The 24065-nt window shown below is 31.4% G+C and carries 17 protein-coding genes and 1 other RNA gene; 6 read left to right on the forward strand and 12 right to left on the reverse strand.

The genetic code is table 11. The features are described from left to right. Positions 1-84: 84 nt before the first annotated feature. Positions 85-2226, reverse strand: coding sequence for a S46 family peptidase (locus tag MK851_RS05960; protein WP_320242312.1), 2142 nt, complete (start codon positions 2224-2226; stop codon positions 85-87). Between the two features lie 257 nt (positions 2227-2483). Next, positions 2484-2878: a transfer-messenger RNA gene (ssrA, locus tag MK851_RS05965) on the reverse strand. 230 nt (positions 2879-3108) lie between these two features. Here ssrA and MK851_RS05970 point away from each other — a divergent pair. After that, complete coding sequence (locus MK851_RS05970) at positions 3109-4317, forward strand: NAD(P)-dependent oxidoreductase (protein WP_320242314.1); 1209 nt, start codon at positions 3109-3111, stop codon at positions 4315-4317. Between the two features lie 40 nt (positions 4318-4357). Beyond that, positions 4358-4579: a DUF3820 family protein gene (locus MK851_RS05975; protein WP_303507964.1), complete on the forward strand. Its 222-nt coding sequence runs from the start codon at positions 4358-4360 to the stop codon at positions 4577-4579. Here the strand turns inward: MK851_RS05975 and MK851_RS15660 are convergent. From MK851_RS15660 to MK851_RS05990, 4 genes are all read right to left on the reverse strand, one after another. Then, the gene (locus tag MK851_RS15660) at positions 4541-4933 is read right to left on the reverse strand and encodes a DUF2809 domain-containing protein (RefSeq protein WP_413788384.1); all 393 of its coding nucleotides are present in this window, start codon (positions 4931-4933) and stop codon (positions 4541-4543) included. The two genes, MK851_RS05975 and MK851_RS15660, sit on opposite strands and share 39 nt — an antisense overlap. A gap of 62 nt (positions 4934-4995) precedes the next feature. Further along, a complete protein-coding gene (creD, locus tag MK851_RS05980; RefSeq protein WP_320242317.1) occupies positions 4996-6378 on the reverse strand; it encodes a cell envelope integrity protein CreD in 1383 nt (460 codons plus the stop codon). Between the two features lie 57 nt (positions 6379-6435). Further along, positions 6436-6732, reverse strand: coding sequence for a transcriptional regulator (locus tag MK851_RS05985; protein ID WP_320242319.1), 297 nt, complete (start codon positions 6730-6732; stop codon positions 6436-6438). A gap of 32 nt (positions 6733-6764) precedes the next feature. After that, entirely contained in the window at positions 6765-7373 is a 609-nt protein-coding gene (locus tag MK851_RS05990; protein ID WP_303507961.1) for a hypothetical protein, read from the reverse strand. Between the two features lie 78 nt (positions 7374-7451). Here MK851_RS05990 and MK851_RS05995 point away from each other — a divergent pair, with 78 nt between their 5' ends. After that, on the forward strand, positions 7452-7820 hold the full coding sequence (locus tag MK851_RS05995; RefSeq protein ID WP_320242321.1) for a DUF1801 domain-containing protein: 369 nt from the start codon (positions 7452-7454) through the stop codon (positions 7818-7820). On the opposite strand, the gene MK851_RS06000 is transcribed toward MK851_RS05995, so the two are convergent. Continuing rightward, positions 7821-8771: a transglutaminase domain-containing protein gene (locus MK851_RS06000; protein WP_320242323.1), complete on the reverse strand. Its 951-nt coding sequence runs from the start codon at positions 8769-8771 to the stop codon at positions 7821-7823. Positions 8772-8810: 39 nt separating this feature from the next. Further along, positions 8811-9629 carry a 3-deoxy-8-phosphooctulonate synthase gene (gene kdsA, locus MK851_RS06005; protein ID WP_303506835.1) on the reverse strand — a complete coding sequence of 273 codons (819 nt, stop codon included), beginning with the start codon at positions 9627-9629 and terminating at the stop codon, positions 8811-8813. Positions 9630-9697: 68 nt separating this feature from the next. On the opposite strand from kdsA, the gene MK851_RS06010 reads away from it, so the two are divergent. From MK851_RS06010 to MK851_RS06020, 3 genes are all read left to right on the forward strand, one after another. After that, positions 9698-10696 carry a M28 family peptidase gene (locus tag MK851_RS06010; protein WP_115900395.1) on the forward strand — a complete coding sequence of 333 codons (999 nt, stop codon included), beginning with the start codon at positions 9698-9700 and terminating at the stop codon, positions 10694-10696. A 170-nt stretch (positions 10697-10866) separates the two neighbouring features. Continuing rightward, positions 10867-12351 (forward strand): S8 family peptidase, encoded by a 1485-nt coding sequence (locus MK851_RS06015; protein WP_320242328.1) that lies wholly within the window; start codon positions 10867-10869, stop codon positions 12349-12351. Between the two features lie 101 nt (positions 12352-12452). Further along, entirely contained in the window at positions 12453-12968 is a 516-nt protein-coding gene (locus MK851_RS06020) for a DUF4136 domain-containing protein (protein ID WP_320242330.1), read from the forward strand. A gap of 209 nt (positions 12969-13177) precedes the next feature. Here MK851_RS06020 and MK851_RS06025 read toward each other — a convergent pair whose 3' ends face one another. The 4 genes from MK851_RS06025 to MK851_RS06040 all read right to left on the reverse strand — a co-directional run bounded on the left by MK851_RS06025 (position 13178) and on the right by MK851_RS06040 (position 23907). Continuing rightward, positions 13178-14251, reverse strand: coding sequence for a phytase (locus MK851_RS06025; RefSeq protein ID WP_320242332.1), 1074 nt, complete (start codon positions 14249-14251; stop codon positions 13178-13180). A 2-nt stretch (positions 14252-14253) separates the two neighbouring features. Further along, positions 14254-17001 (reverse strand): TonB-dependent receptor, encoded by a 2748-nt coding sequence (locus MK851_RS06030; protein WP_320242334.1) that lies wholly within the window; start codon positions 16999-17001, stop codon positions 14254-14256. A gap of 273 nt (positions 17002-17274) precedes the next feature. Further along, positions 17275-17748: a hypothetical protein gene (locus tag MK851_RS06035; RefSeq protein ID WP_303506823.1), complete on the reverse strand. Its 474-nt coding sequence runs from the start codon at positions 17746-17748 to the stop codon at positions 17275-17277. Positions 17749-17790: 42 nt separating this feature from the next. Then, positions 17791-23907, reverse strand: coding sequence for an alpha-2-macroglobulin family protein (locus MK851_RS06040; RefSeq protein WP_320242337.1), 6117 nt, complete (start codon positions 23905-23907; stop codon positions 17791-17793). Positions 23908-24065 lie beyond the last annotated feature (158 nt).

Genomic DNA, 24065 nt, shown 5'->3' on the forward strand with positions numbered 1-24065 from the left:
TTTTTAATTTGTTTCGGTGTGTCATCCTAAAATAAAAAACGCAACCAATTTGATTGCGTTTTTTTGTTTAGAATACTAATTTAACTACTCTATAATAGTTAATTCATCTACAATACGTTTAGCACCAGCGTACTTGTCAATTAACCAAAGTACATATCGAATGTCTACATTAATAGTTCGTTGTAAGTTTTTGTCAAAAATAACATCACCAGCCATTGCTTCAATATTACCATCAAAAGCTAAACCAATTAATTCACCTTTTCCGTTTAATACAGGTGAACCAGAATTTCCTCCTGTAATATCGTTATCAGATAAGAAGTTTACAGGTAATTCACCTTTACTGTTAGCGTATTTACCATAATCTTTTTTCTTATAGATATCTAACATGTCTTTAGATAAATCGAACTCGCTATCGTTTGGTTTGTGTTTTTTAACCATTCCTTTTAACGTTGTGTAATTATTAATACTGGCATCGTTTCTAGGGTCTTTTGGTAAAGCTCTTACTTTTCCGTAGGTTAAACGTAAAGTGGAGTTAGCATCTGGATATTTAATATTACTTAGACCAGACTTACGTAGTCCATCTACTAATAATCTAAATGATTTTTGGTAATCATTTAATGGTTGTACTAAGTTTTCAGGTTGCTCTCTGTATTTGCCTAGTAATTGAGATGATAAGATATATAGTGGATCGTTAGCTAATAACTCTTTGTTTGGGTACTTTAAGAAAGCCGTGGCACGCTCCTTAGATGTAAAAATACTTAATTCAAAAATAGCATCGATATAATCAGTAAAGTCACCGTTTTTAGCGGTTTTAGTTATGATTTCAGGTAATTCATAATTTGCTTTAGCAGCATATAATTTAAGTTGCTCAGCTAAAACCTCTTTTTCTAAAGGTAGATGATAGTTTGTATAATTACTTTCTATAAAGGCATTTAATCTAGGCATTAAATTCTTACGAGCAGCTTCATTAGCATCAATATAAGACTCAAACCCTTTACCTATTCGATATGGTAAAACTGCAAATTTACTAGAACGTAATAATAACATTAAGTAGTTATCATGCTTTGCTTTGTTGTTGGTTAAGTTATAGTAATTATTGATGTTAGTAACTACATTTCCGTAAGTTGCTTTGTTAGACTCTTTGTTAGCCCATTTGTCAAATTTTTTTTCAACTTTACGTTTAGCCTCAGCAGTTTTATGAGCTGTTAAAGCATCAATCATACCCTGTCTATTTTTCCAGTAATTGGCTATACCAGCATATTTAGATGCATACATCAAGTTTATTGAAGCATCTTTATCCATGTATTTTTTCATTACATCCATACTCAATTTAGATCCTTCTACCCAAGCAGGATATGCGTAATTTACGTTTTGCTCAATTCCTTCTGCAGGCATCCAACGATTTGTTCTACCAGGGTATCCTAAAATCATAGCAAAATCATTTTCTTTTACACCTTTAATATTAACAGGTAAATGGTACTTTGCTTTTAATGGTACGTTATTTTCAGAATATTCAGCAGAGTTTCCTTCTGCATCCGCATATACTCTAAATAAAGAAAAATCTCCTGTATGACGTGGCCATTCCCAGTTATCAGTGTCTCCACCGTATTTACCAACTTTATCAGAAGGTGTACCTACTAATCGTACATCTTTATAATCTTCGTATACAAAATAGTAATATTCATTTCCTTGGAAAAAAGAACGTACAGAAACAGTGTATTTTCCACCTTCACTATTTTCTTGTTCTATTTTTGCAATTTCTTTGTTAATAGCAGCTTCACGTTCTTTTTCTGTCATAGAATCGTTTACTTTAGCTAAAATACGTTTAGAAACGTCATCCATTCTCACAAAGAATCTTACAAAAAGACTTTCTGGTTTAAGCTCGTCTTTTAATGTTTTAGCCCAGTACCCGTTTTTAAGGTGATTTTGCTCTTCTGAAGATAATTCTGCAATAGCATTATAACCACAATGGTGATTTGTAAGTACTAATCCATTATCAGAAATAATACTAGCTGTACAACCACCGTTAAATTGAACGATAGCATCTTTAAGGCTTTGGTTGTTGATACTGTAAATTTCTTCTGCGGTTAGCTGAAGTCCCATTTTTTGCATATCACGTTCGTTTAAACGTTTAATATGCATTAAAAACCACATTCCTTCATTAGCGAACAATGAAGCAGGTAGCAAGGTTAAAAAAGCAATTAAAAAAAGACTTGTTTTTTTCATAATATAATTTGAATAATAAAAAATTAAGTTGATTTTGTTTTTTAGTTTAGAATATCTTCTTTTAAAAAAACATTAAGTTCTTTAATCAATTAAAGAATCAGCTCGTAAAAATACTCAATAATTTATTTTGTATAAGGAAGTAAACGTTAAAAAATATAAGGATACGTATGTTAATTTTAACACAATAGATAGCGAAGAAACGAGCTTTATAATTTTTAAAAAAATATCCCTTACAAAATTAGGCTTGTAAGGGATTATTGTGGAGACGCCGAGAATCGAACTCGGGTCCAAACAAGTAGCTCAAAGGCTTTCTACATACTTAGTTTTTGTTTAATTTTCGATTAAGACCTGACCAAAAACTGCCCAATCTTAACTTATCTTCTTTAGTTTCGAAAACCTATCGAAGCGCTAAGTTTTCTATGTTTACTTTTACGATGCCCAAAAATGAAACGCCGTAAACCAAGGCTTTTCGTGGACATAAAGCTTGCGCACCTTGTGCGCCGAGGCTAATCTTACTATTAATTCAGATTATGCAGCTAAAGCGTAGTTATCTTCGCCGTTTAAATGGTTGAAATAAGTTTAACGAGTTATCATTTCACTCCTCGGTATGCTTACATTTTCACTAATCTTGCTGTCAAAACCAGTCGTCCCCAATATGTCAAAGATGCTATAAGTACCCTTGCAAAAAATATACCAAATAATCTTTGTAATTCTATGCAATTTCGTTTAGCAGTAATATAAAGCAATACTGTCGAAACAAGAGGATGCAAATATAAAAAAATACTACTTGTACAATCATTTTAAAACAAGTATTTTCGCTGTAATTGTTATAAACTATAACATTATATGTAAAATTGTTTAATTTTAATACAAAGGTCAATTATGAAATTCGGAATTATTAAAGAACGTAAAAATCCACCAGATAGAAGAGTTGTGTTTTCTCCAGAAAAATTACAAGAGTTTAAAGAACAGTTTACTCAGGCTGAAATAGTGGTAGAAAGTTCTGATATCCGAGTTTTTTCTGATGAGGCTTACACAAAATCAGGTTTTGCAGTAGCAAATGATGTTTCTGACTGTGATGTGTTATTAGGAGTAAAAGAAGTTCCTGTAGATAATTTAATTCCAAATAAAAAATACTTTTTCTTTAGTCATACCATTAAAAAGCAGCCATACAATCGTAAGTTGTTAAAAGCAATGCTTGATAGAAATATAGAAATGTTTGATCATGAAACCATTATTGAAGAAAATGGAGCGCGTTTAATTGGTTTTGGTCGTTATGCAGGTTTGGTAGGTGCTTATAATGGTTTTAGAGCGTTAGGCATACGTGAAGGATTGTTCAACTTACCCAAAGTAGAAACGTTACCTGATTTGGATGCTGTAAAAGCCGAATTAGATAAAATTAGCTTACCTAACATAAAAATATTGTTAACAGGAACAGGAAAAGTAGCCAAAGGAGCACAAGAAATATTAGATCATCTAAAAATTAAACAAGTAAGTGATGCTTTATATTTAACAACTGAGTTTACTGAGCCTGTATATTGTATAGCAGATGTTATGGAATATGCAAAACGTAAAGACGGTAAAGTAGGAGATAAGTTTGAGTTTTATAAAGATCCAACTGGGTACGAAAGTAATTTTATGGCGTATGCTAAACAAACTGATTTCTTTATAGCGGGACATTTTTATGGTGAGGGCGCTCCATATTTATTTACACGTGAAGACGTAAAACACCCTGAGTTCAGAATAAAGTATGTAGCAGATATTTCATGTGATATTGATGGACCAGTAGCTACAACATTACGTGCATCAACAATTGCTGATCCTATTTATGGTTATCATCCAGAAACGGAATCAGAAATTGATTTTAAAGACAAAAAAGCTATCACAGTAATGGCTGTTGATAACTTGCCTTGTGAATTACCAAAAGATGCAAGTGAAGGTTTTGGAGAAATGTTTTTAGAACATGTAATTCCTGCTTTTTACAACGATGATAAAGACGGAATTTTAGCGCGTGCAAAAATGACAACAAATACTGGTAAATTAACCGAACGTTATGCATATTTGCAGGATTACGTAGACGGAAAAGAATAATACAATTTAACTCCCGCTTCGGCGGGATTTTTTATTTAAAATGATACCAGACAAACAGTTTTTAATTGACACAGCTAATATGAAAATGCCCTTTGGTAAATATAAAGGAACCTATTTAATAGATATTCCTGAATATTATATTGTATGGTATAAAAATAAAGGATTTCCTCAAGGAAAACTAGGGACTATGATGTCACTAGTGTATGAATTACAATTAAATGGGTTAGAAGATATTCTTAGAAAAATACGTAGAATATCTTAATTTAAAGCTACTTTCTATAAGTAGAACGATAATAATTCCCAATGTATAAGCTACTAAATCACCAATACTAAAAGTGGCGCCAAATATTATAACAGCCATACGATTATTCTCCAAACCAAGAAGCGCTAAAAGAGGAGTTAATTGTAAAAACTCTACTATATAAGCAAAAAGTAAGACTGAAAGGCCGATAGTTTTATTTGATAGGTTAAAGAATGACTTCACGAAATAAAAAAGAAGGATAACTACTAAAAAGTCACCAAAAGTGTGCCTTATAAATCCTGAAGTTTGAGCTATTAGAATTTCTAGTATTAAAAGAAAGATAAAAGCTAGAAAGTATTTCGATTGAAATTTCATGTTTGTGTTTTTAAAAGCAAACTACCATATAGTATGATAGTTTGCTCATTAATTATAGTTAATTAACCGTTTTGCCAGTCTATTTTTCTTGAAGCATACATCACTGAGGCTAGAATTATAAATAATCCTATACTACCCACTAATAAAGCATAATTTTCTAGTTGAATAATTACAAAAATAAAGGCATATAATGTGGTAAGAGATGCTCCGATAAATAACGGAAACTTAATGCCTTTTAAAATTGATTTTGAATACAATGCAATTAACAATACGACGGCTATAGAAGCAATTAAATATGCCTTTAAAAAACTACTATGTTCAGAAATTGATATTAGTAATGTATAGAACATAGTTAAGGCAACACCAATCATTAAATATTGAAATGGGTGAATGGATATTTTACTCATTGTTTGAATTAAAAAGAAGATTAAGAACGTAAGTCCAATCACTAAGAATCCATATTTAGCCGATCGTTCACTTTTTTGATATTCGTCTACAGGAATCATAAAGTTTACACCAAAAGCATATTCTTTTAAGTTTGGAATTCCATTAAAAGATTGTTGAGAAAAAGGTCTGTTAATATCTAATATTTTCCACTTAGCATCAAAACCATTATCAGAGATTTTATCAGAATTAAAAGGAAGATATTCTCCAATAAAATTAGCAGTTTTCCAGTCAGAGTTTATATGAACGGATGTCTCTTTTCCAATAGGAATAAAACGAATTTGTTTACTTCCATTAATGCTTAGCGATAGGCTAAAGTTTGTATCTGATTTTTTAGGAAGGTCTTCTTCATTTAAAAACTTACTTTCTAATTTATGAAGGTTTAAATAGTTGTAATATGCTTTTTCGTTATTATTATCCTCATATTTAGAGGTAAAAGCGTAAGTGTTTTTATGCAGTTTTATTTCAACTAAATTATTAACTCCTTTTAGATTAGAAGTTTTTATAATTAATCGAGATTTATTCCAAAGTATATCTTCTTCATTAATATCTTTTTCACTAAAATCAGGTTTTGTAAAGTTTCCATCAATGTTTATTTTACTATTATACACAGCCGTTTTATAAATACCACGTTTTTTCTCTTCAGGATTTATAGAGGATTTGATATTTAATTCCTTCGGAAAAAAGTAAGCATATCTAATTTTTTCCTCAACCTCAGTTCGTGTTTCCTTTGTTTTTTGATTTCTAACAAATTTTTCTTTATAAGTTTTGTATGGAACTTTTAAAATAGGACCGTATAACAATACCTCTTTTCCCCATTTTTGATTGATTTCTTGAACTACTTCTTGTTGTCTGTTCATTCGCTCAACAATTAAGCTCTTAATAAAGGATAAAGGAATCAATAAGATGAGAATTAAAAATCCAATCATGAGCATTCTAGCAGTGATTGATGTTTTTACCCACTTTCCGAATCTTCCATTTTGTTTGTTTAGTGTTTCCATAGTTTATTGTTTTAAAAGAACTTTGAATTTCAAAGTTTAATTGTAAAAAAATTAGTGTTATTTATTTTTAATCAGCCTTTCTAAGGCTTCAATATGTTTTTTAAATTCCTGTTTACCAAGCTCAGTAGCATAATATCTAGTATTGGGTTTTCTGCCAATAAATTGTTTTTCTATCCTAATAAATTCAACTTTTTCTAAAGCTTTAGTGTGGCTTGCCAAATTACCATCAGTAGCACCTAATAATTCTTTTAGGGTAGTAAATTCAGCATATTCATTTACCATAAGAACAGACATAATTCCCAGTCTAATTCTATGATCAAAAGCTTTATTTATATTTAAAATAATGTTTTTCAAAAAAGATAAATTTTAAAGTACGAAAATAGTTCTTATTTTCTATCGTGTTTAAAATACATAAGTGTACCGTAAACAATATGCATGATTCCAAACCCTATAACCCAAAACCAAAAACCATAACCAGGTAACATTGCAGCAATAAGTCCTAAAACAACTTCAGTATAGCCTAAATACTTAATGTCTCCTACAGTATATTTTGAAGCATTAATCAGCGCTAAGCCATAAAAAAGTAACATTAATGCACCTGTTTGTCCATATTTTTGATGCCCTAGAATGATAATGATATAGATTGCTCCAGAAACCAGAGGAATAAGGAAATTTAATAGTAATCTTCTTGTGGTGGCATCCCAAATTTTTTCTCCATTCTTTTTAGCTTTTCTTGTGGTTAAAAAGATAGCTGTAGCAATACTTAAAAAGCCAACTAACAATAAATCAAAGATGACCATTTGGAAAATTTTTCCATCTAACATCAAATAACCGTTTGAGTTGTTGTTAACCAACCAATATGCATAAGCAGCTCCAATTAAGGCATATATTCCTGCTAAAATACCAGACAAGCCGCTTAATGATATAAATCGAGAGGATTTACTCATTAGGTTTTTAATTTCTGATATGTCTTTTAAATAATCTTCTGAACTCATTTTTAAAGAACTTTGAAAAACAAAGTAAAGCTAATTTTGAGAAACAACCAAATAAAAAATTAATGTATTTTTGAAAGCATGAAACCAGCCGAAGAATACATACTTAAACAACCAGAACCATTCAAGTCTATTTTACTACACTTACAAGTATTGATAGAAAGTAATTTTGAGGATTTAGAATTAAAATATAAGTGGAAAATACCAGTATATTATATCAATGGGAAGCAATTGTGCTACATGAATGCATCCCATAAAAAAAGTTTTGTAGATGTTGGATTTTGGGCAAAAGGTATTTTAGAAGATTTTGATATTTTTTTAGTTTCAGAAGGAAGAGCAGTTGTAAAATCACTTCGTTATTCATCAGTAGAAGAAATTAACGAAGAAATACTACTACAAGTCATAGAAGAAGTAGCAAAACACAATCATAAAGGTTTTTGGAGGAAATAATTACTGAATTAAAAACTCAAGCATAACTTCTTTGTCAATAATCAAAAATAGTTGTTTACTTTTTTCAAGATGAGTTGTCGTGATTGTAGTAATATTATTTTTTGTTAACACTTTATCTGGTTTTACAGCATATCGGTATCCACTATATCCAAAGGAAACTGATTGATTAGGACGTAAATTTTGAATTTTTAACTCAATAGTAGAGTTTCTATCTAATATTCCTTTGGAAGGAGTTATTAACTCTAAATCTGATTTTAAGAAAGCAGCATCGTAAATTGGTTGATTGTAAAAGTCTTTTTTGTCCATTCTACCAATTCTTAATTGCCAAAGTTTTTTTTCAGGAAAATGTGTTTTAAAGTATTTTTCTTCAGGAATGTTGTAGTAATAAGGATTAAATAAAGGTTGCCATCTGTTGTTATTTACAACACCCGAAGCCCACGTAACATCAACATAAACCCATTTGTTATTCAGTTTAACAGCGTTCCAAGCATGATTTGAGTTGGTTTTAGGATTAGCTATATCGTTTGAGGAATTTCTGATATATCCTTTTATAACTTCATTCTCAATTTGAAGCATAGAGCATATTTTGGCGAAAGTTTGCGCATATCCTTCACAAACAGCTTTTCGAGTTAATAAAGTTTCATTGACAATACCGTCTTTTATTGCCTGTAGTTTTTCTAATTTTTCTTGCTCATTCCTGTATCTAAAAGAAATTCTTTTGTTTTTAGGATGATAATATGCATCTAAATCATACTGTATGTTATGAGCAAGCCAATAAAAGGCAGCTTGTACTTGCTGTTCTTTAGTTTTAAAATCGCTTGCTATTTGCTGAGCTAGATTTTCTACTTTACTAAATTTCGGGTAGCTATTTACTTTCTCTTCAATTAAAGAAAAGTCTTGTGCACTTACGATAGTAGTAGCTAGAAAGAATAAAAAAAGAAGTTGTTTCATATATAAACTAAAAACGATTGTATGAAACAAAAACTGTGCCTATAAATTATTAATAGTTTTTCTAATGGTAACCAAGTTGGTTAATAAACCCTCTAAATAATCAAGATGTAACATATTAGCACCATCACTTTTAGCATTGGCAGGGTCAAAATGAGTTTCGATAAACAATCCATCAACATTATTAACAACACCAGCACGAGCAATAGTTTCAATCATATCAGGACGTCCACCTGTAACACCGCTTGATTGGTTTGGTTGTTGTAACGAATGGGTAACATCTAATACAGTAGGAGCGTATTGACGCATGGTAGGAATTCCGCGGAAATCAACAATCATATCTTGGTATCCGAACATCGTTCCTCTGTCAGTTATCCACGCTTTTTTATTTCCTGCATCATGAACTTTTTTTACTGCATGTTGCATGGCTTCAGGACTCATAAATTGTCCTTTTTTCAAATTCACAACTTTACCAGTTTTTGCAGCAGCAACTACTAAATCGGTTTGACGAACTAAGAAAGCAGGAATTTGTAATACATCTACATATTGAGCTGCTTTTTCAGCATCAGAAACTTCATGAATATCGGTTACAGTAGGAACATTAAAAGTTTCAGAAACTTTACGTAAAATTTTTAATGCTTTTTCATCACCAATTCCTGTAAAACTATCAATTCTACTACGATTCGCTTTTTTAAAACTTCCTTTAAATACATAAGGAATTGCTAATTTATCAGTAATGGTAATTGCTCTCTCAGCAATTCGCATCGCCATATCTTCACTTTCAATAGCACAAGGGCCAGCAAGCAAGAAAAAATTGTTTGAATCAATATGTTTTATATTTGGAATATCAGTTAAAGTCATCCTTAAAAAGTTTTAAACAAAATTAAGAAATTAAATTGGCTATATTTAGGCTTTTAAATAAATAAAGAATGAAAAAAGTTTTATATCCATTAGCACTTGTAAGTGTATCAGTTTTACTGTCGTGTAAGCAAACTAAAAATACTAGTAACGAGGTTGCTATGAATACTGTTGAAGTAACTCAGAAAAAAGAAAGTAAAGAAGAGTTAATTGACTCTGTTTTGGTAAGAAAACACTTATATACACTTGCTTCAGACGAAATGGAGGGTAGAAAACCAGGCACAGAGGGAATGGAAAAAGCAACTCAGTATATAGAGAATGAATATAAAAGAATTGGTTTAAAGACTTTTGATACATTAACTACCTATCGTCAAAACTTTGAATATAAAGGAATTAAGATGAGTAACATTATAGGCTTGTTAGAAGGAAAGTCTAAAAAAGATGAATTTGTTATTGTATCAGCTCATCACGATCATTTAGGTGTAAAGAAAGATGGAGAAGGGGATAGAATTTTTAACGGAGCAAATGATGATGCTTCAGGAGTTACAGGCGTATTATCTTTAGCTGAATATTATGCTAAAAAGGGAAATAATGAGCGTAGTATTTTGTTTGTATGTTTTACTGCTGAAGAAATGGGATTGGTAGGTTCTGAATACTTTGGTAAAGGAATTGATGCGAGTAAGTTTGTAGCTGGAATTAATTTAGAGTTAATAGGAAAGCAACCTAAAACAGGACCAAAAACAGCATGGTTAACTGGTTTTGATAAATCAGATTTTGGTAAAATAATTCAGAAGAATTTGGAAGGATCAGGATATAAGTTGTTTCCAGATCCATACCCGAAATTTCAATTGTTCTTAAGATCGGATAATGCTTCTTTAGCACGTTTAGGTGTACCATCTCATACATTTTCAACCACTCCGATTGATATCGATGCAGACTATCATAAGGTAACAGATGAAGCTGAAACCTTAAATATGACTGTATTAACAGAAACCGTAAAAGCGGTTGCTAGAGGAACTCAAAGTATTATTGAAGGAAAAGATACACCCACTAGAGTAAAGATGGAGTAAACGTTTTGAAAACTTAATGTAAAGAAGGAGCTATAGGCTCCTTTTTTTATTGGAATTGTATGTTTGGTTTTATTAAAGTGTTAATTATGTATGGGTTAAATTTATTAAAGTGTTAAAATTGTATTAAAATTTTACTATATTCGAAAAGTTTAATTTAAATCCCTTCAGAAATGAAAAAAATACTTTTAAGTCTAACAGTTGTTTTAACTATGATCTCATGTTCTAATAACGATGAAACATTAGATATAAAACAAGATCAAGGTTTACTTACCAAAAAAGAAATCAATTCAAAAATCAAGGAATCTTTACAAAAAACAGGAGATTTTAAATGGATGTCTCAAGACACTCATACAATATGGAGTGCGGTGAATCATGGAGAAAATATCTTGACTATAGGCTACGGTACTTCAAAAAATAATTATGCTAGGAGTGAAGAAAGTACTAATATAAAAGACGAGCTAATAACTTTAGTAAAAAGTTTTGAAACAACTTCTGCTAAGGGAGAAACAGAGCTGTATGTAAATGAAAATATTAATGTATTAGATATTAAAGTTACCAACAAGGAAACAATAAATGTCTTATTAAAAGATAGTAGAGTTCGTTATATTGAACCGGGAGGATATAGTTTTTTAGAGTCTACTGCACAAGCTAAGTCAAGTTCATCAGGTTCTTCAGGATGTGGCTATGGTACGGCTAATTTAAGCACCAATGATTATAGAACAGTAGCACCAGGGGCTAAATTACCATGGTCTTTTGATGCGCACAATATTTCACAAGCTTGGAATTATAGTACAGGTTCGGGAGTAACAGTAGCTGTAGTTGATTCTGGTTTGTCACCAGAACAAAAATGGATGAACCAATATTTTAATGATGGATATTCATCAGGAAGAACAGTTCAGAAATATGGAACCTTTGTAGATTCTTGGTGGGCGTGGTCAAATAATTATGATGGCGTAAATGATAAGTGTGGTCATGGAACGAAAATGGCAGCAGTAGCAACCGCACCAAGAAATAATGATAATTTACCTGTAGGGGTTGCTTACAATGCAAACTTGGTAACGTATAGAGCTGTTGAAAATGTGGTAATTGATGATTATCATGAAAAAAGAGGAGTTGTTGAAGCATTAACAGCGTTGGCAAATAGAAGTGATGTAAAAGTTATTTCTATGTCGTTAGGTTCTCCGTTTAGTATTGGTAATGTATCGGATGCAGTTAAGTATGCACACAGCAAAGGAAAGATGATTTTAGCTGCTGGAGGAACTTCTACTTCGTTTACTACTTGGTATGGAGTAATTTTTCCAGCGAATATGTCTGAAACGGTGGCGGTAACTGGTGTTAAAGAAGGACAATATAGTAAGTGTGATGTATGTCATACAGGATCACAAATTGATTTTACGGTACAAATGCAACGTACTAATGGTACAGATAACAAAACTCCTGTATTAAGTTATTACGATGGACAAGCAAATTATGTAGGAGGTTCATCTGTAGCAACAGCAACTACTGCTGGTATTGCAGCATTAGTATGGGCAAAACACCCTTCTTGGTCAAGAGAACAAGTTTTACAAAAAATGAAAGAATCCGCTGATTTTTATCCGAACAAACATTCAGAGTTTGGATATGGAAATATTGATGCTTTAAAGGCAGTTCAATAAAAATCAATTAACTAACCTTAGAAAAAGCCTCGTGTAAACGAGGCTTTTTGTATTTTTATAAGGTATAGTTTTTGATTAAGTACAATGTAAAGAATTTATATATGAAGTATTACAAATATTTTTTTCTGTTAGTTATTATTGGTTGTTCCTCTTCTAAAGTAGTATATGACTACGATAGCCAAACAGATTTTAGTCAGTATAAGACCTTTAATTTTTTTGAAGATGCTGGCAAAGGTTTAAATGAGTTGGATGTAAAAAGAGTCACTTATGAAATAACGGCTGCTTTGCAAGCCAAAGGGATGCAGTTGGCTGAAAAACCAGATATGTATATCAATATTTTATCTGAAGAACGAGAGTCTGTTAATAGAAATACAATAGGTGTTGGCTTAGGAAGTGGAGGAAGAAATGTTGGATTTGGAATTTCAGGAGGTATCCCTATTGAAAGTAGAAAAATAAATCAGCAATTAACCATTGATTTTGTTGAAAGTAAAGACAACCAGTTAATATGGCAAGGAATTGCTACTAGTGAAGTAAGAGAAAAAGCAACACCAGAACAAAAGAAATTACATTTTCAAAAAGTAATTGGTAAGGTGATTAATAATTATCCGCCAAAATAACAGCTACTTTTCTAGCACTTAACAATCTATAAAAACAAAACACTAAGAAGACTTACAAAAAAGACCTTGACGTTTTTGTAAAAACGTCAAGGTCTTTTCATCAAAACATCAAGGTGTTTTTTAAAGACTATGTTTTAAGCTAATTTTATTAGCGTTAAAAAAGCCTCTTGGTTTTACCAAAAGGCTTTTCAAATTACACAACAAATACACTAATTTGACGAATCTAAATGTAGACTTTTAGAAATTTTTTGCCAGTCAATGATTTTAAAATTTTGATGTAAACTGTCCTTACCTTGGGTATTAGCACCATCTTGCGCGATAAAGAATCCTTTAGGGTATTTTGAGCCAAAATTAACAGAAGTTACATCAATTCCGTCCGTATCGTAGGTACCGTCAATAGCACCGTCTTTTAATGAGAAACTACCTAGGTATTGATTGCTAATTCTATCAAAAACAGCATAACTGTTATTTCCTTGTGAGGATAAAATAATATATCCTTTTCCATTTCCAGCATCGTATAAGGTAACACCTTCAAAATCATCTTTCATATTCAAATCTTTGGTGCTGATAACCTTTACACGGTTGTTTAAAGCATTAGGTTCTGCATCGTACTTCCAAAGTGCTTTGTTCTCTTCTCCAATATATACTTTGGCGTGTACATCATCGGCAACAATACCTTCTCCTTGACTTCCTAATAAAAATTCACGGACTAACTTAGCATCAATTTGAGTGTTGCTTTCAAACAACTCCCATTGCTCAACACCGCCTTTTTTACCAACCATAAAAACATAAAACTTGTTAGTTTTAGGACTTTTATACATTCCTAAACCGTATACTTCTTTTAAGTTAGAAGTTATTTTTCTTGCAGCAGCATCTTCTAATTCTCCAGTAGGTTTTACAATCAATATAGAAATAGTATTATGGGTTCTATTACTAGCAGTAACAACCGAAACTTCTTTTCCGTTTAGTGAAAAACCATCACGAATATCAACATTGTTTACACGACCTATTTTATAAGAATACAAGCGTTTTCCATCTAAATTATAAACTTCTAAACCTTCTTTTTTGTTTGTTCCAATTATGGTTGATTTTGTTATATCAACAGGGTTTATCCACACACACGGATCATCAGCAGCATCGTCAAAAGAAGTAACGGGTTCTGTTTCAGCGTCAGCAACTAAAGCTACTACTGGTTTGGCTTGTGAGTTTTGATGGACTATTTTTTCAACTTTACAAGCGCTTAAAATAAGGCAAGTAAGTGTTATTTTGTATAGATTATTCATTCTTAAAAATTGTATTTTAAACCGGCGTTCCAGTTATAGTTATAAAACTCAGCTTGCATTGTTTGGTGTTTTGTTCCTTGGTAAAAACGTAATTCTTGATTGGTTAAGTTTTTTGCTTCAGCAAAGATTTGTAAGTTTTTGGTAATACGGTACGAAGCATTTAGGTCTACAAACAATTGTTCGTCATAAAACACATCCGTAAAGGTATCATCTCCGTATTCAAAAATATAATCATCAGCAAAGTTTAAAGAGGCTCTAATTGATAGTTTAGAACTTTCATAGGCCAACGATCCGTTAAACATGTTTTTAACAGCACCAGCCAAAGGCAAGCCATCTTCTCTGTCGGCAATACCATCTGTTTTAGAGTCTGTATAGGTATAGTTACCATACACTGTTAAGTTTCTTAAGAAGCCAGGTAAGAAGTTTAATTTACGTTGTAAAGCCACTTCAAAACCATAAATTTCAGCAGTACCTCCGTTAAAAGGTCTTGTTACATCGTAGGTTTCTGTTACACCTCCAATGGTAATTGGTTCTTCAGTAACTGAATTGTAAATAAATTTATCTAAATCTTTATAAAAAACTCCTGCTGATATAATACCTACATTACTAAAATAGTGTTCAAACATTAAGTCAAAGTTCATTGCTTCAGTAGGATCTAAATTAGGATTTCCATACTCAGCTTCAATATCATCACTATTAATATTCCTATAAGGAACCAAATCAAAATAGTTCGGTCTTGCAATAGTATTTGTCCAAGCTGCTCTAACAATGGTGTTTTTATCAAGGTTGTATTTAGCTTGTAAGTTAGGTAGCCAGTTTGTGTAGTTTCTAGTTCCTGATGTTTTAGTTACGTCGCTTAAATCATCAGCAGTTTCAACATCAATAGCAAAACCGTTATAATCTATTGTTGTTTTTTCAACTCTTACACCAACTATAAAAGAAAAGTTGTTACCTAAGTTTTGTTGTAACATTCCGTATGCAGCATAAATGTTTTCATTAGCATCGTAGTTTTCAGGAACAAATTCATCTAATACAAGTTCACCTCCTTTTAAGTTTAAACTTCCTAAAAATTCTTTTGAAACAAAAAGCCCTGATTTATAATCATCGCCTGCTAAATAACCATTAATAGTATAGTCTTTAGTAGTAGTGGTATTCATGGTTAGAAATTGATTTTCTAAATCATACTCATAAAAGCTATTATCTCTTACTTTTTCTTTGTACTTGTGCTTAAACCCAAACTTTAATGAGTTTTTGTAAGCTCCTGTAGTATTAATAGGAATTAAAACATCAACATTAGAACTAATTTTACGCTCTTGTGTAAATCCCTGCTGTTGTGTTATTTCATTGTATTCAAAAGTTGAAGGATCGTTAAAATCGTTATTTGTTGGTCGTAATACAGGGAAGTTTGTTCGTGAGAAGTCTTGCATAACTTCAATGTCATCGTTTTCAAAACTGATATAACGTTCGTCTGGACGTTCTTCTTTTGCTTTGGCTGTTCCCGTTTTCCAGTTCAATTTAATGTTTCCAAAAATAATGTGTTCTCCACCTACAGATATATTGTAAGTACTCTGACGCTCTAAACGTGTGTTGTCGTTTGTATCATTGTTGATACCTCCTTTAGTTTGACGACGTACTTCAGCTTTTGATACTCCTGTAGCATCTGGTTCATCTATTTTTCTAAAACGTACTCTATAACGGTTTTCATAGTCGTTTCTCTGATTGTACATAGACTTAAAGAAAAGCGTATTGTTGTTGTCAGGTGTCCAGTCTAAGTTGGCGGAAACACTCATTCTATTTCTTTTTACATCGTAACGTCTAATATCGTGTTCACCAATGTATGTTTTGTTATTTTCTTTTTCCCATTCAAACTCAACATTATCTGAACCATAATCGTTAGAGTTGTATGAAGCATTGATTACATAGCCTAGTTCGTTTTTAAAAGCTCTATTGGCAACTAATGCAGAAACATTATAGTTAGGCGTATTTCTTACAGGGTTTTGTCCGTAAGAACCAGCAACGAAAGCTCTAAAAGTGGTAGGAGCAGAACGTGTAACTAAATTAACAGAGCCACCAATAGCGTCTCCTTCCATATCTGGTGTAACAGCTTTGTTAACCTCAATGGTTTGAATCATGTCTGAAGGAATTAAATCCATTTGAACTCTACGGTTATCTCCTTCGGCAGACGAAATTCTGTCACCATTTAAAGTTACCGAGTTTAATTGAGGGGCTAATCCGCGAATAACTATATCTCTAGCTTCTCCTTGGTCGTTTTGCATAGAAATACCCGGAACACGTTTTAAGGCATCACCAATATTGGCATCAGGAAATTTTCCTACTTGATCGGCAAAAATAATGTTGGTTATATTCTCTTTGTTTTTTTGTTGATTTAAGGCTTTTGCCTGTCCTTTACCAATACTTCCTTTAATAACAACTTCATCCAATCTATCTATTTTAGGTAGTAAGGAAAAGTTTTTAGATTGAATATTGTTTGTAAGTGTAATGGTTTCTGTTAAGGTTTGATAGCCTAAGAAAGATATTTGAACTTCGTAATTTCCTATAGGAATATTTAAAAGTTCGTAGTTTCCATTAAAGTCGGTGGAAAATCCAACTTGTAAAGAAGGAATGCTTATTGTAGCTCCAGGTAAAGGTTGATTTGTTTCGTCTAAAACTCTTCCTTTTAACCCCGATTTGCTTTGTGAATATCCTAAAATACTTATAAAGCAAAGCGTAATTAGTATTAATTTTTTCATTTTGAAATCTTTAGTGAAATTATCCATGGCGAAATTATTTATGATAACTAGCAACCAGATTTCAAATTTGTTAGTAAACAATTATTAAAACTTATATATAAAGTTTACAAAGTGTTAATAGGTTAATGTTTTTATAATATTTATGTGTTTTTTATTTAATGTAAAAGTTACTTTGTAAAAACATTGGTAATAAGTGTTTAACTCAGAGGGTTTACAATAAAAAAACCTCTAAAGTTACTTTAGAGGTTTTTATAAATTTTATTGTTATCTTTTTTAGAACTGGTAACGGATACCTAAACCGAAGTCAGAGTTAAAGTCTTTATAGTAATCACCGAATCCTATGTCAGGTCTGTAATCTAAAGAAATCATTAAAGGGATATCAAAACTATATTCGATTCCAATTACACCAGAAACAAAAACGTATGTTTCTGACACATTTACATTCTTTGCATTCCAGTGACCTAAACCACCACCAGCACCAGCGAACCAGTTAAAACGATTTTCTAATTGCCATACCCATTGGTATAAAGCAGTAGCTTTAAATCCATCATAGCCACTACCATTTCTTAAACCTAAATCAAGTTCTAAACGATTGTTATCGCTTAATCTACGTTGGTAAGAAATTTCAGCTCCAAAACCATCATTGTCTCCTAAACGAAGACCAATAGCGTTGTCAGAAATTTCTTGTGCATTTGCAGTGAAAAATGAAATGGTTAAAAAACCGATGAATAAAAAGAATTTCTTCATAATTTTTAATTTAGTGTTTTGTGAATGCTAAGATAAATTATTTTACTTAATTAGTAGTCTTTCTCCTTTTGAATGACTACTAAACTCGGGAGCATACATACTTTGAATAGTTGTGATTCCATTACTAAAGTTTCCTGAATTATTTACACGTACATCATACTCAAATACATATACCCCTTTAGGTAAACGATCAAAAAAGAAATTTGTTGCAGCATCTTTTGTACTTTCATAATACCCTAAACCATCTTGCCATTTGTATTGTGATAATACGTTAATCGGTTCAACTCCGCTTGCTCTCATATCTTTCATGTGTACAAATTCCATATCTCTATCCGAACGAAGTTCAATTCTAACAGTTATTAAATCTCCTACATTTAATTGTGTGTTTTTTGTAACTTCTTGAAGTTGTTTACCCATATAAGTATTTACTTTTTTAAATAGTTTTTTCTTTAACTGTAGTGGAGTTTTTGCTGAAGTGATTTTATCTAAATCTTCAAAATATTGCCAATACAATCCACCCCAAGCAATACCTTTTCCTTTTTTAGTAATACTCACCGTACTCATTTCTGGAGTTATTTCAGAACCGCTCCAAGAGGTTTTAAAATAGCCAGTACCAGCTTCAACCTTTGTATCTTCTAATTTAGAAGGATTGATGGTTTTATTTCCAATTTTCACATCTACCATATCAGTTACCGAAATCCAATCACTACCTTGTAATAGTAAAGCATATACAGCTTCGGTAGTTGCTTTGGTAGTTTTCCAACGATTGGTTTGCTTATTTTTTAGTAACCATATTTTTAGGTTGTCAATAGTTTGAGTGTCATCTTCAATTTCTGAAAAAGCTTCAATTAACAACGACTGTGTTTCAATAGGTGCTTGATGCCAGTACCAACTTGGTTGATTTTCTTTCCAATACATTCCTAACTCATCAGAAGTAATACTGTTCTCTCTTAAAGATTTTAAAATTTTATTAGCAATTGATGTATTACCATTTCTAAACTGTATTAGGGCAATTTGTCCTTTTCCGTATAAACTAAACTCTTTCCAGTAAGTTGTTGTTTGATTTTTGTAGTATTCAATAGCGGTTTTACTTGTACTATTAACATTGATATCTTTATAAAAAGAACGCATGTATAAATACTGAATGATAAAGTAGTTTAGGTGGTTTTGTTCTAAATACTTAGTGTATTCTTTTTGCCCTTTTTCAGCTTTAATACGTTCAGCACTTTCTAATAACTTCTTGTGTGTATGTTCAACTTCAGTATCTAAAAAGTGGATAGCATCTACAAGCATTTTCTGTAAAGAATCATCTTTATTATCAATACCTAATTTTTGTAAATGTCCAAAACCAGTAGCAATATGATTCGTGATATAAATATTAGGATTATCATTCCCTTTAAACCAAGGGAACCCTCCATTGCTTAACTGCATTTGCAGTAGTTTATTAATAGCGTTTTGTTGCTCGTTGTTCATTTTGTTTAAATCAAATAACAAAGCAATACGCTTCTTTTGTTCTGTCTCTGATTGAGCATCACGTAACCAAGGAGTCTCTTGGATAATCAATGATTTTAACTCTTGATTCTTTTCTAAGTTGCTCAATAAAGCATCTGAAGATTTCCAAGCATTGAACACCTCTTGTATTCTTGGATTTGAATTTGCAATATGACTAGCGAGTGTGTTTGCATAATAACGAGCAAATGTTTGTTCACTACACTCGTACGGGTATTCCATTAAATACGGTAAAGCCTGTACAGCGTACCATGCAGGGTTTGAGGTAACTTCTAACGTTAATTTATGGTGACTGAGCGTAGTCGAAGTCTGATTTTTTAGTTTATCTAATGTGAATGTTTTGGTTTGATTTGAACGAACCCACATAGGTAAGGTTTCAGTAACTAACATTCTGTTAGATAAAACAGGCAATACATTTTGTTCTCCATCAGAAAAATCTCCTGCCTTGGCAATTACTTTATATTGAATTGCTTGATAAGTATCAGGAATTGATAAATTCCAAGATACATTCGTGTTTCCGTTAGCATCAACACTAAAAGCCTGGTTTTTAGAAGAATTACTTAACAGATTGATTTCTTTTCCTGTAATAGCATCAGTTAATACAAGTTGCGCTGTACCTTCTAAGTTTTTATCAGAGATATTAGCAATTTTAGAGCTGAATGTAATTTGATCTCCTTCTCTTAAAAATCTTGGAGCATTAGGCATTACCATTAATTCTTTTTGAGTAACAGTAGTTAATGTTTTGGTCGCCGATTGCAATTCTTTTGTGTGTGCTAATAACTGCAACTTCCATCGTGTTAAAGCTTCAGGAGTCGTAAAACTAAAAGTAATATTTCCTTCTTTATCGGTTTGTAAATGAGGATAGAAAAAAGCAGTTTCTTGTAGGTTTTTACGAATTTGTACTCCGTCTAAAGAAACTTTTTCTTGTTTAGGTTCTTTTTTAGCTAGAGCAGTAACAACCATTTCATCTAGTAAGTTTTCTTGAGTATCTAAAAGTTCTTTCTCTTCAACAATCATTTCTACTTCTGGAGAAGGTTGCATTTTAGCGTTCATAGCTAAGCCTCTTAAACGAATATTTCTATTCATTCCGAAGTAAAACCCAAACCAATTCAATTGGTCATATCGTTGAGTTTTAAAGGATGAAGGATAGTTATTATTAAAAACTCTGAATCGTTCATTACCAAAACTCTGATAAGCATTTGCGTTACCACTATAAGAGTAATATGTAGAGGTAGAGATAGGGTTAAAGCTCCAATTATGTGGTTTAAATTCATCTAAAGAAGCATCGTACATACTTGCAAGCATCTCTGCTGCTACTTTGTTGTTTTTATCGTTTTTAATGGTAAAACTCCATGTTTCTTGAGTTCCAGGTTGTAGTTTGTCTCTAAAAGTATTGGTTTCTATACTAATGGTTTCTTGTTCGTTTGGAACCGAAATAGGAATTATCCCACTTACAAAACTATTGTAATTCACAAAATAGTATTTAATAACAAACCCGCCAATATCTTGTTTCGTAACAGGAATTTCAATTGTTTTGATTTTGTTATTTAAATGAATAAGCTCTGTGTTTACGATGGTATGATTCTTTTCTATTTGAACTATAACCGTAACATCTTTAGAAGCAGAACCAATTTGTAACTCAGCAATGTCATTTGGTTTGTAAGTTGTTTTGTTTGTGTTATATGTGAATAACTGATTGTCGGTTACACTTTTTTCTTTGTTATCAATTATTGTAAAGAGAGTTTTGTCTGTAACATTTTGTCCAAATTTATCTTTAGAACTTAATACGGTTATGTATTTACCAGAAGCCCATTTTTTATAGTTATTAAGTGTAATTTTTTTAGATTCTTCTGTATTGAAGTTTTGCTCAAATACTAATTTTCCTTTTTTCCAATTTTGAGGGTTTTGCTCTTCCGAAGTGTAAGCTTCATGAGGAAATAAGTTTCTAAACTCACTTTCTGAAATGTCTTGATAATCTGGAGTATCCCAAGGTCTTTTACGTAACGGGTTTTTAGGTGCTTGTAATTTGTATGTTTTAATGCTTCCTTTGGCAGGAACAAGCTCACCGTTTAAGTTTTTACTTGATATTTCAATTGTTGTTTCCTTGTCTGATTTATGTATTGTTGAAGGAGTTTGTACTGTAGCAAGTAATGCATGATACCCAACTTTTACAATAGTGGTTGCTGAGCGAGTTTCTCCATTAACATCGGTAACATCAGCTGTGATTTCATATTCAAAAACAGGTAAGTTTTCTTTGTTCACACTTTCATCGGGTAAAGCTTTGAAAGTAATTGAAAAGTTACCTTGTGCATCAGTTGTTAATTCACCGTGTGTAATTTCTTGTGCTTCTGAAGTAAACTGAGGTTTACGCCAGTACCACCAAATAGGATATTGTACTTTACGATGTACGCGATATACTACTTTAGCATCTGTAATAGTTGAACCAGCAAAAGCTTTTGCAAACCCGTTTACGGTAATATTATCATGTAACTTATAGGTTTTTGTTACAGGTTTAAATTCTGTTTTAAACTTAGGACGTTTATATTCCTCAACTGAAATACGAGTGATATAATCTTCTCTCTCAAAATCAAAATCTATAGTCTTATAAAACCTGCTTTCTTGTTTTTCACTTTTATCAATAGAAAACCAATATTCACCAGTTAACCCTGTATTTGGTAGTATAATTTCCCCTGAAGCAGATCCGTATTCGTTTAGCTTAAGTTCTAGTGTTTTTACTGCTTCACCGTTAACATTATTTAATGTTACTTGTACAAATTCACTAGTAAAAGGTGTTGATTTGTTCTCTTTTTCTTGAACAAAAATAGTTTTAAAGTATACGGTTTGCCCTGGTCGATAAATGCTTCTATCTGTAAAAATAAAAGGCTTTATAGAGGTATAACTATCATTTGCAGTTGGAGAGGCTTGTTTTTGGTATTTATTCAGGTAATAGTTACCAAAAACTGCTGAATCGTTTTTGTGAGTTACAATAACGTACACATTACCATAACTAGCATCACTTTTAAAAGAAGCAAATCCGTTTTTATCAGTTGTTAGTTTTTTATGAATTGTTTTTCCATATCTACGCTGTTTGTTTTGTAATAATAATTCAGCATTTTTAATTGGTTTCCCATTGATTCTATCAATAACTTGGTAGGTTTTTACACCATCATTATTGTTTTCAACCAAAACTAAATTGGTTGCTTGTAAATGAGCAGTAGCATATAAACTAGTAGCATTAAAAGTAGCGTTTTGGTGTGCTATAATTAAATAATTCCCTTGAGTTAATTCGGGAACTACTACCTCAGTTGTATGTGACAAATAATCTTTTTCGTTACGTAAGTTACTATTCCATGAAGTAGTTTTTGCAAGCTTTTTTATAAAGTTAAAACGTTCTTCTTCTTTGTAAATTTGTTGAAGTTCATCTAATTGTTTATGATCAATTTTATAAGCAGAAAAGTACAGTTTATCGATATTGTTATAAGTAACTAGTAACCTAGAGTAAGATTGGATTGGTACAAATTTTTCAGAAAGAATACTGAGTGATGTAGCTGTAATTTGTTGTTGTAAAGCTTCACATTTTTCAGCAGCTAAGCTTTTAGGAAACTGCTCAATAACCTTTTTACAGATAGCAAGTGCTTCTCTGTTTTTAAAACGAAACTCTTTGCTTTTTTTAGTTTTATAAGATCCAGCTTGTTGATTATAAATTCTAGCTATTTCATAATTATACAATCCAGAAACTTCATTGTTCTTGTAATTATTAACTGATGTTTTTAGTGTTTGTAACAATAACTCTTGTTTGTTATTTAAAGTTATATGCTGCTTAACAAACTGTAATCGTTGAATATCAGCATCCACAAGCGCATTAAGATTCTTGTTTTTTAAATGAAAGTTAATTAATTTTTGATAGATTTTTAAGGCATTAAACTGTAATGATACATCATCTTTTGTAGTAAGGTTTAATGCAGAAAACTTATCAGCTTCACTTAAGTATAAAGCGTTATCAATTTTAAATTGATAAGTAGGTTTTGTAATGTTAGTTTCTGTGGTTTTATAAAACTCTAAGGCATTGTGCGCTAAAAAATCAAATAGGGTAGGGCGGTATTTTTTAGAGTCTTTTTCTGTTTGAATAATATCTTTAAAGGTATAAATATCAGTTTTTTGTAGTGCAGATTCATTTTCTAAAGAATTTTGATAGTGACAATGAATTTCTGCAAACAGCGTATTTAAGTCCCATGTTCTAAAATCATTTCCATCTACTTTTTCTTGTGTTTGGGTACGATTGTAAAATTTCCATCTATTTTGATTAAAATATTGCCAGTATAAGTTAGCTAATACATTTTCTAATACATTTTTAGTCGGAAAATTATGTTGATTAATTTGTTGTTTAAACTCATTAATAATTTTTAATTGTGCATTTTCTTCTAAAGTTAGAGCATACTTACTTTTATAAAACAACGATTTTATAATTTGAGGAGCATTGTTACTTTTTTCAGCTTTATCGTAAATAATGTTAACTATTTTTAAAGCAGATTTTGGTAGGTTTTCAGCTTCAAACTTGTGCACCTTTTCCCAAAGGTTGGTATAGTTTTCTTGGGAGTTTGCTAAGGTTGAAAATAAAATCATTAGTAAAATGGGGGTTATTCTTTTCATTTATCTATATTTTTTGATGATAATCATAAATTTATATGAACAAAACACTTAAAAACAGTAGTTTTTTACAAGTTAAAGTTTGTAAAGATACTATTTGAGTGAGTTAACATAGCTATTTAATGAGTTTCGATTTAAAGATACTTAAAATTCTCGCTTGG

This window comes from Tenacibaculum sp. 1B UA (assembly GCF_033978845.1).
Taxonomy (GTDB): Bacteria; Bacteroidota; Bacteroidia; order Flavobacteriales; family Flavobacteriaceae; genus Polaribacter.

Coding starts and splice junctions, on each gene's coding strand:
- MK851_RS05960 (WP_320242312.1), bottom strand. CDS start 2,226: ATGAAAAAAACAAGTCTTTTTTTAATTGCTTTTTTAACCTTGCTACCT.
- MK851_RS05970 (WP_320242314.1), top strand. CDS start 3,109: ATGAAATTCGGAATTATTAAAGAACGTAAAAATCCACCAGATAGAAGA.
- MK851_RS05975 (WP_303507964.1), top strand. CDS start 4,358: ATGATACCAGACAAACAGTTTTTAATTGACACAGCTAATATGAAAATG.
- MK851_RS15660 (WP_413788384.1), bottom strand. CDS start 4,933: ATGAAATTTCAATCGAAATACTTTCTAGCTTTTATCTTTCTTTTAATA.
- creD (WP_320242317.1), bottom strand. CDS start 6,378: ATGGAAACACTAAACAAACAAAATGGAAGATTCGGAAAGTGGGTAAAA.
- MK851_RS05990 (WP_303507961.1), bottom strand. CDS start 7,373: ATGAGTTCAGAAGATTATTTAAAAGACATATCAGAAATTAAAAACCTA.
- MK851_RS05995 (WP_320242321.1), top strand. CDS start 7,452: ATGAAACCAGCCGAAGAATACATACTTAAACAACCAGAACCATTCAAG.
- MK851_RS06000 (WP_320242323.1), bottom strand. CDS start 8,771: ATGAAACAACTTCTTTTTTTATTCTTTCTAGCTACTACTATCGTAAGT.
- kdsA (WP_303506835.1), bottom strand. CDS start 9,629: ATGACTTTAACTGATATTCCAAATATAAAACATATTGATTCAAACAAT.
- MK851_RS06010 (WP_115900395.1), top strand. CDS start 9,698: ATGAAAAAAGTTTTATATCCATTAGCACTTGTAAGTGTATCAGTTTTA.
- MK851_RS06015 (WP_320242328.1), top strand. CDS start 10,867: ATGAAAAAAATACTTTTAAGTCTAACAGTTGTTTTAACTATGATCTCA.
- MK851_RS06020 (WP_320242330.1), top strand. CDS start 12,453: ATGAAGTATTACAAATATTTTTTTCTGTTAGTTATTATTGGTTGTTCC.
- MK851_RS06025 (WP_320242332.1), bottom strand. CDS start 14,251: ATGAATAATCTATACAAAATAACACTTACTTGCCTTATTTTAAGCGCT.
- MK851_RS06030 (WP_320242334.1), bottom strand. CDS start 17,001: ATGAAAAAATTAATACTAATTACGCTTTGCTTTATAAGTATTTTAGGA.
- MK851_RS06035 (WP_303506823.1), bottom strand. CDS start 17,748: ATGAAGAAATTCTTTTTATTCATCGGTTTTTTAACCATTTCATTTTTC.
- MK851_RS06040 (WP_320242337.1), bottom strand. CDS start 23,907: ATGAAAAGAATAACCCCCATTTTACTAATGATTTTATTTTCAACCTTA.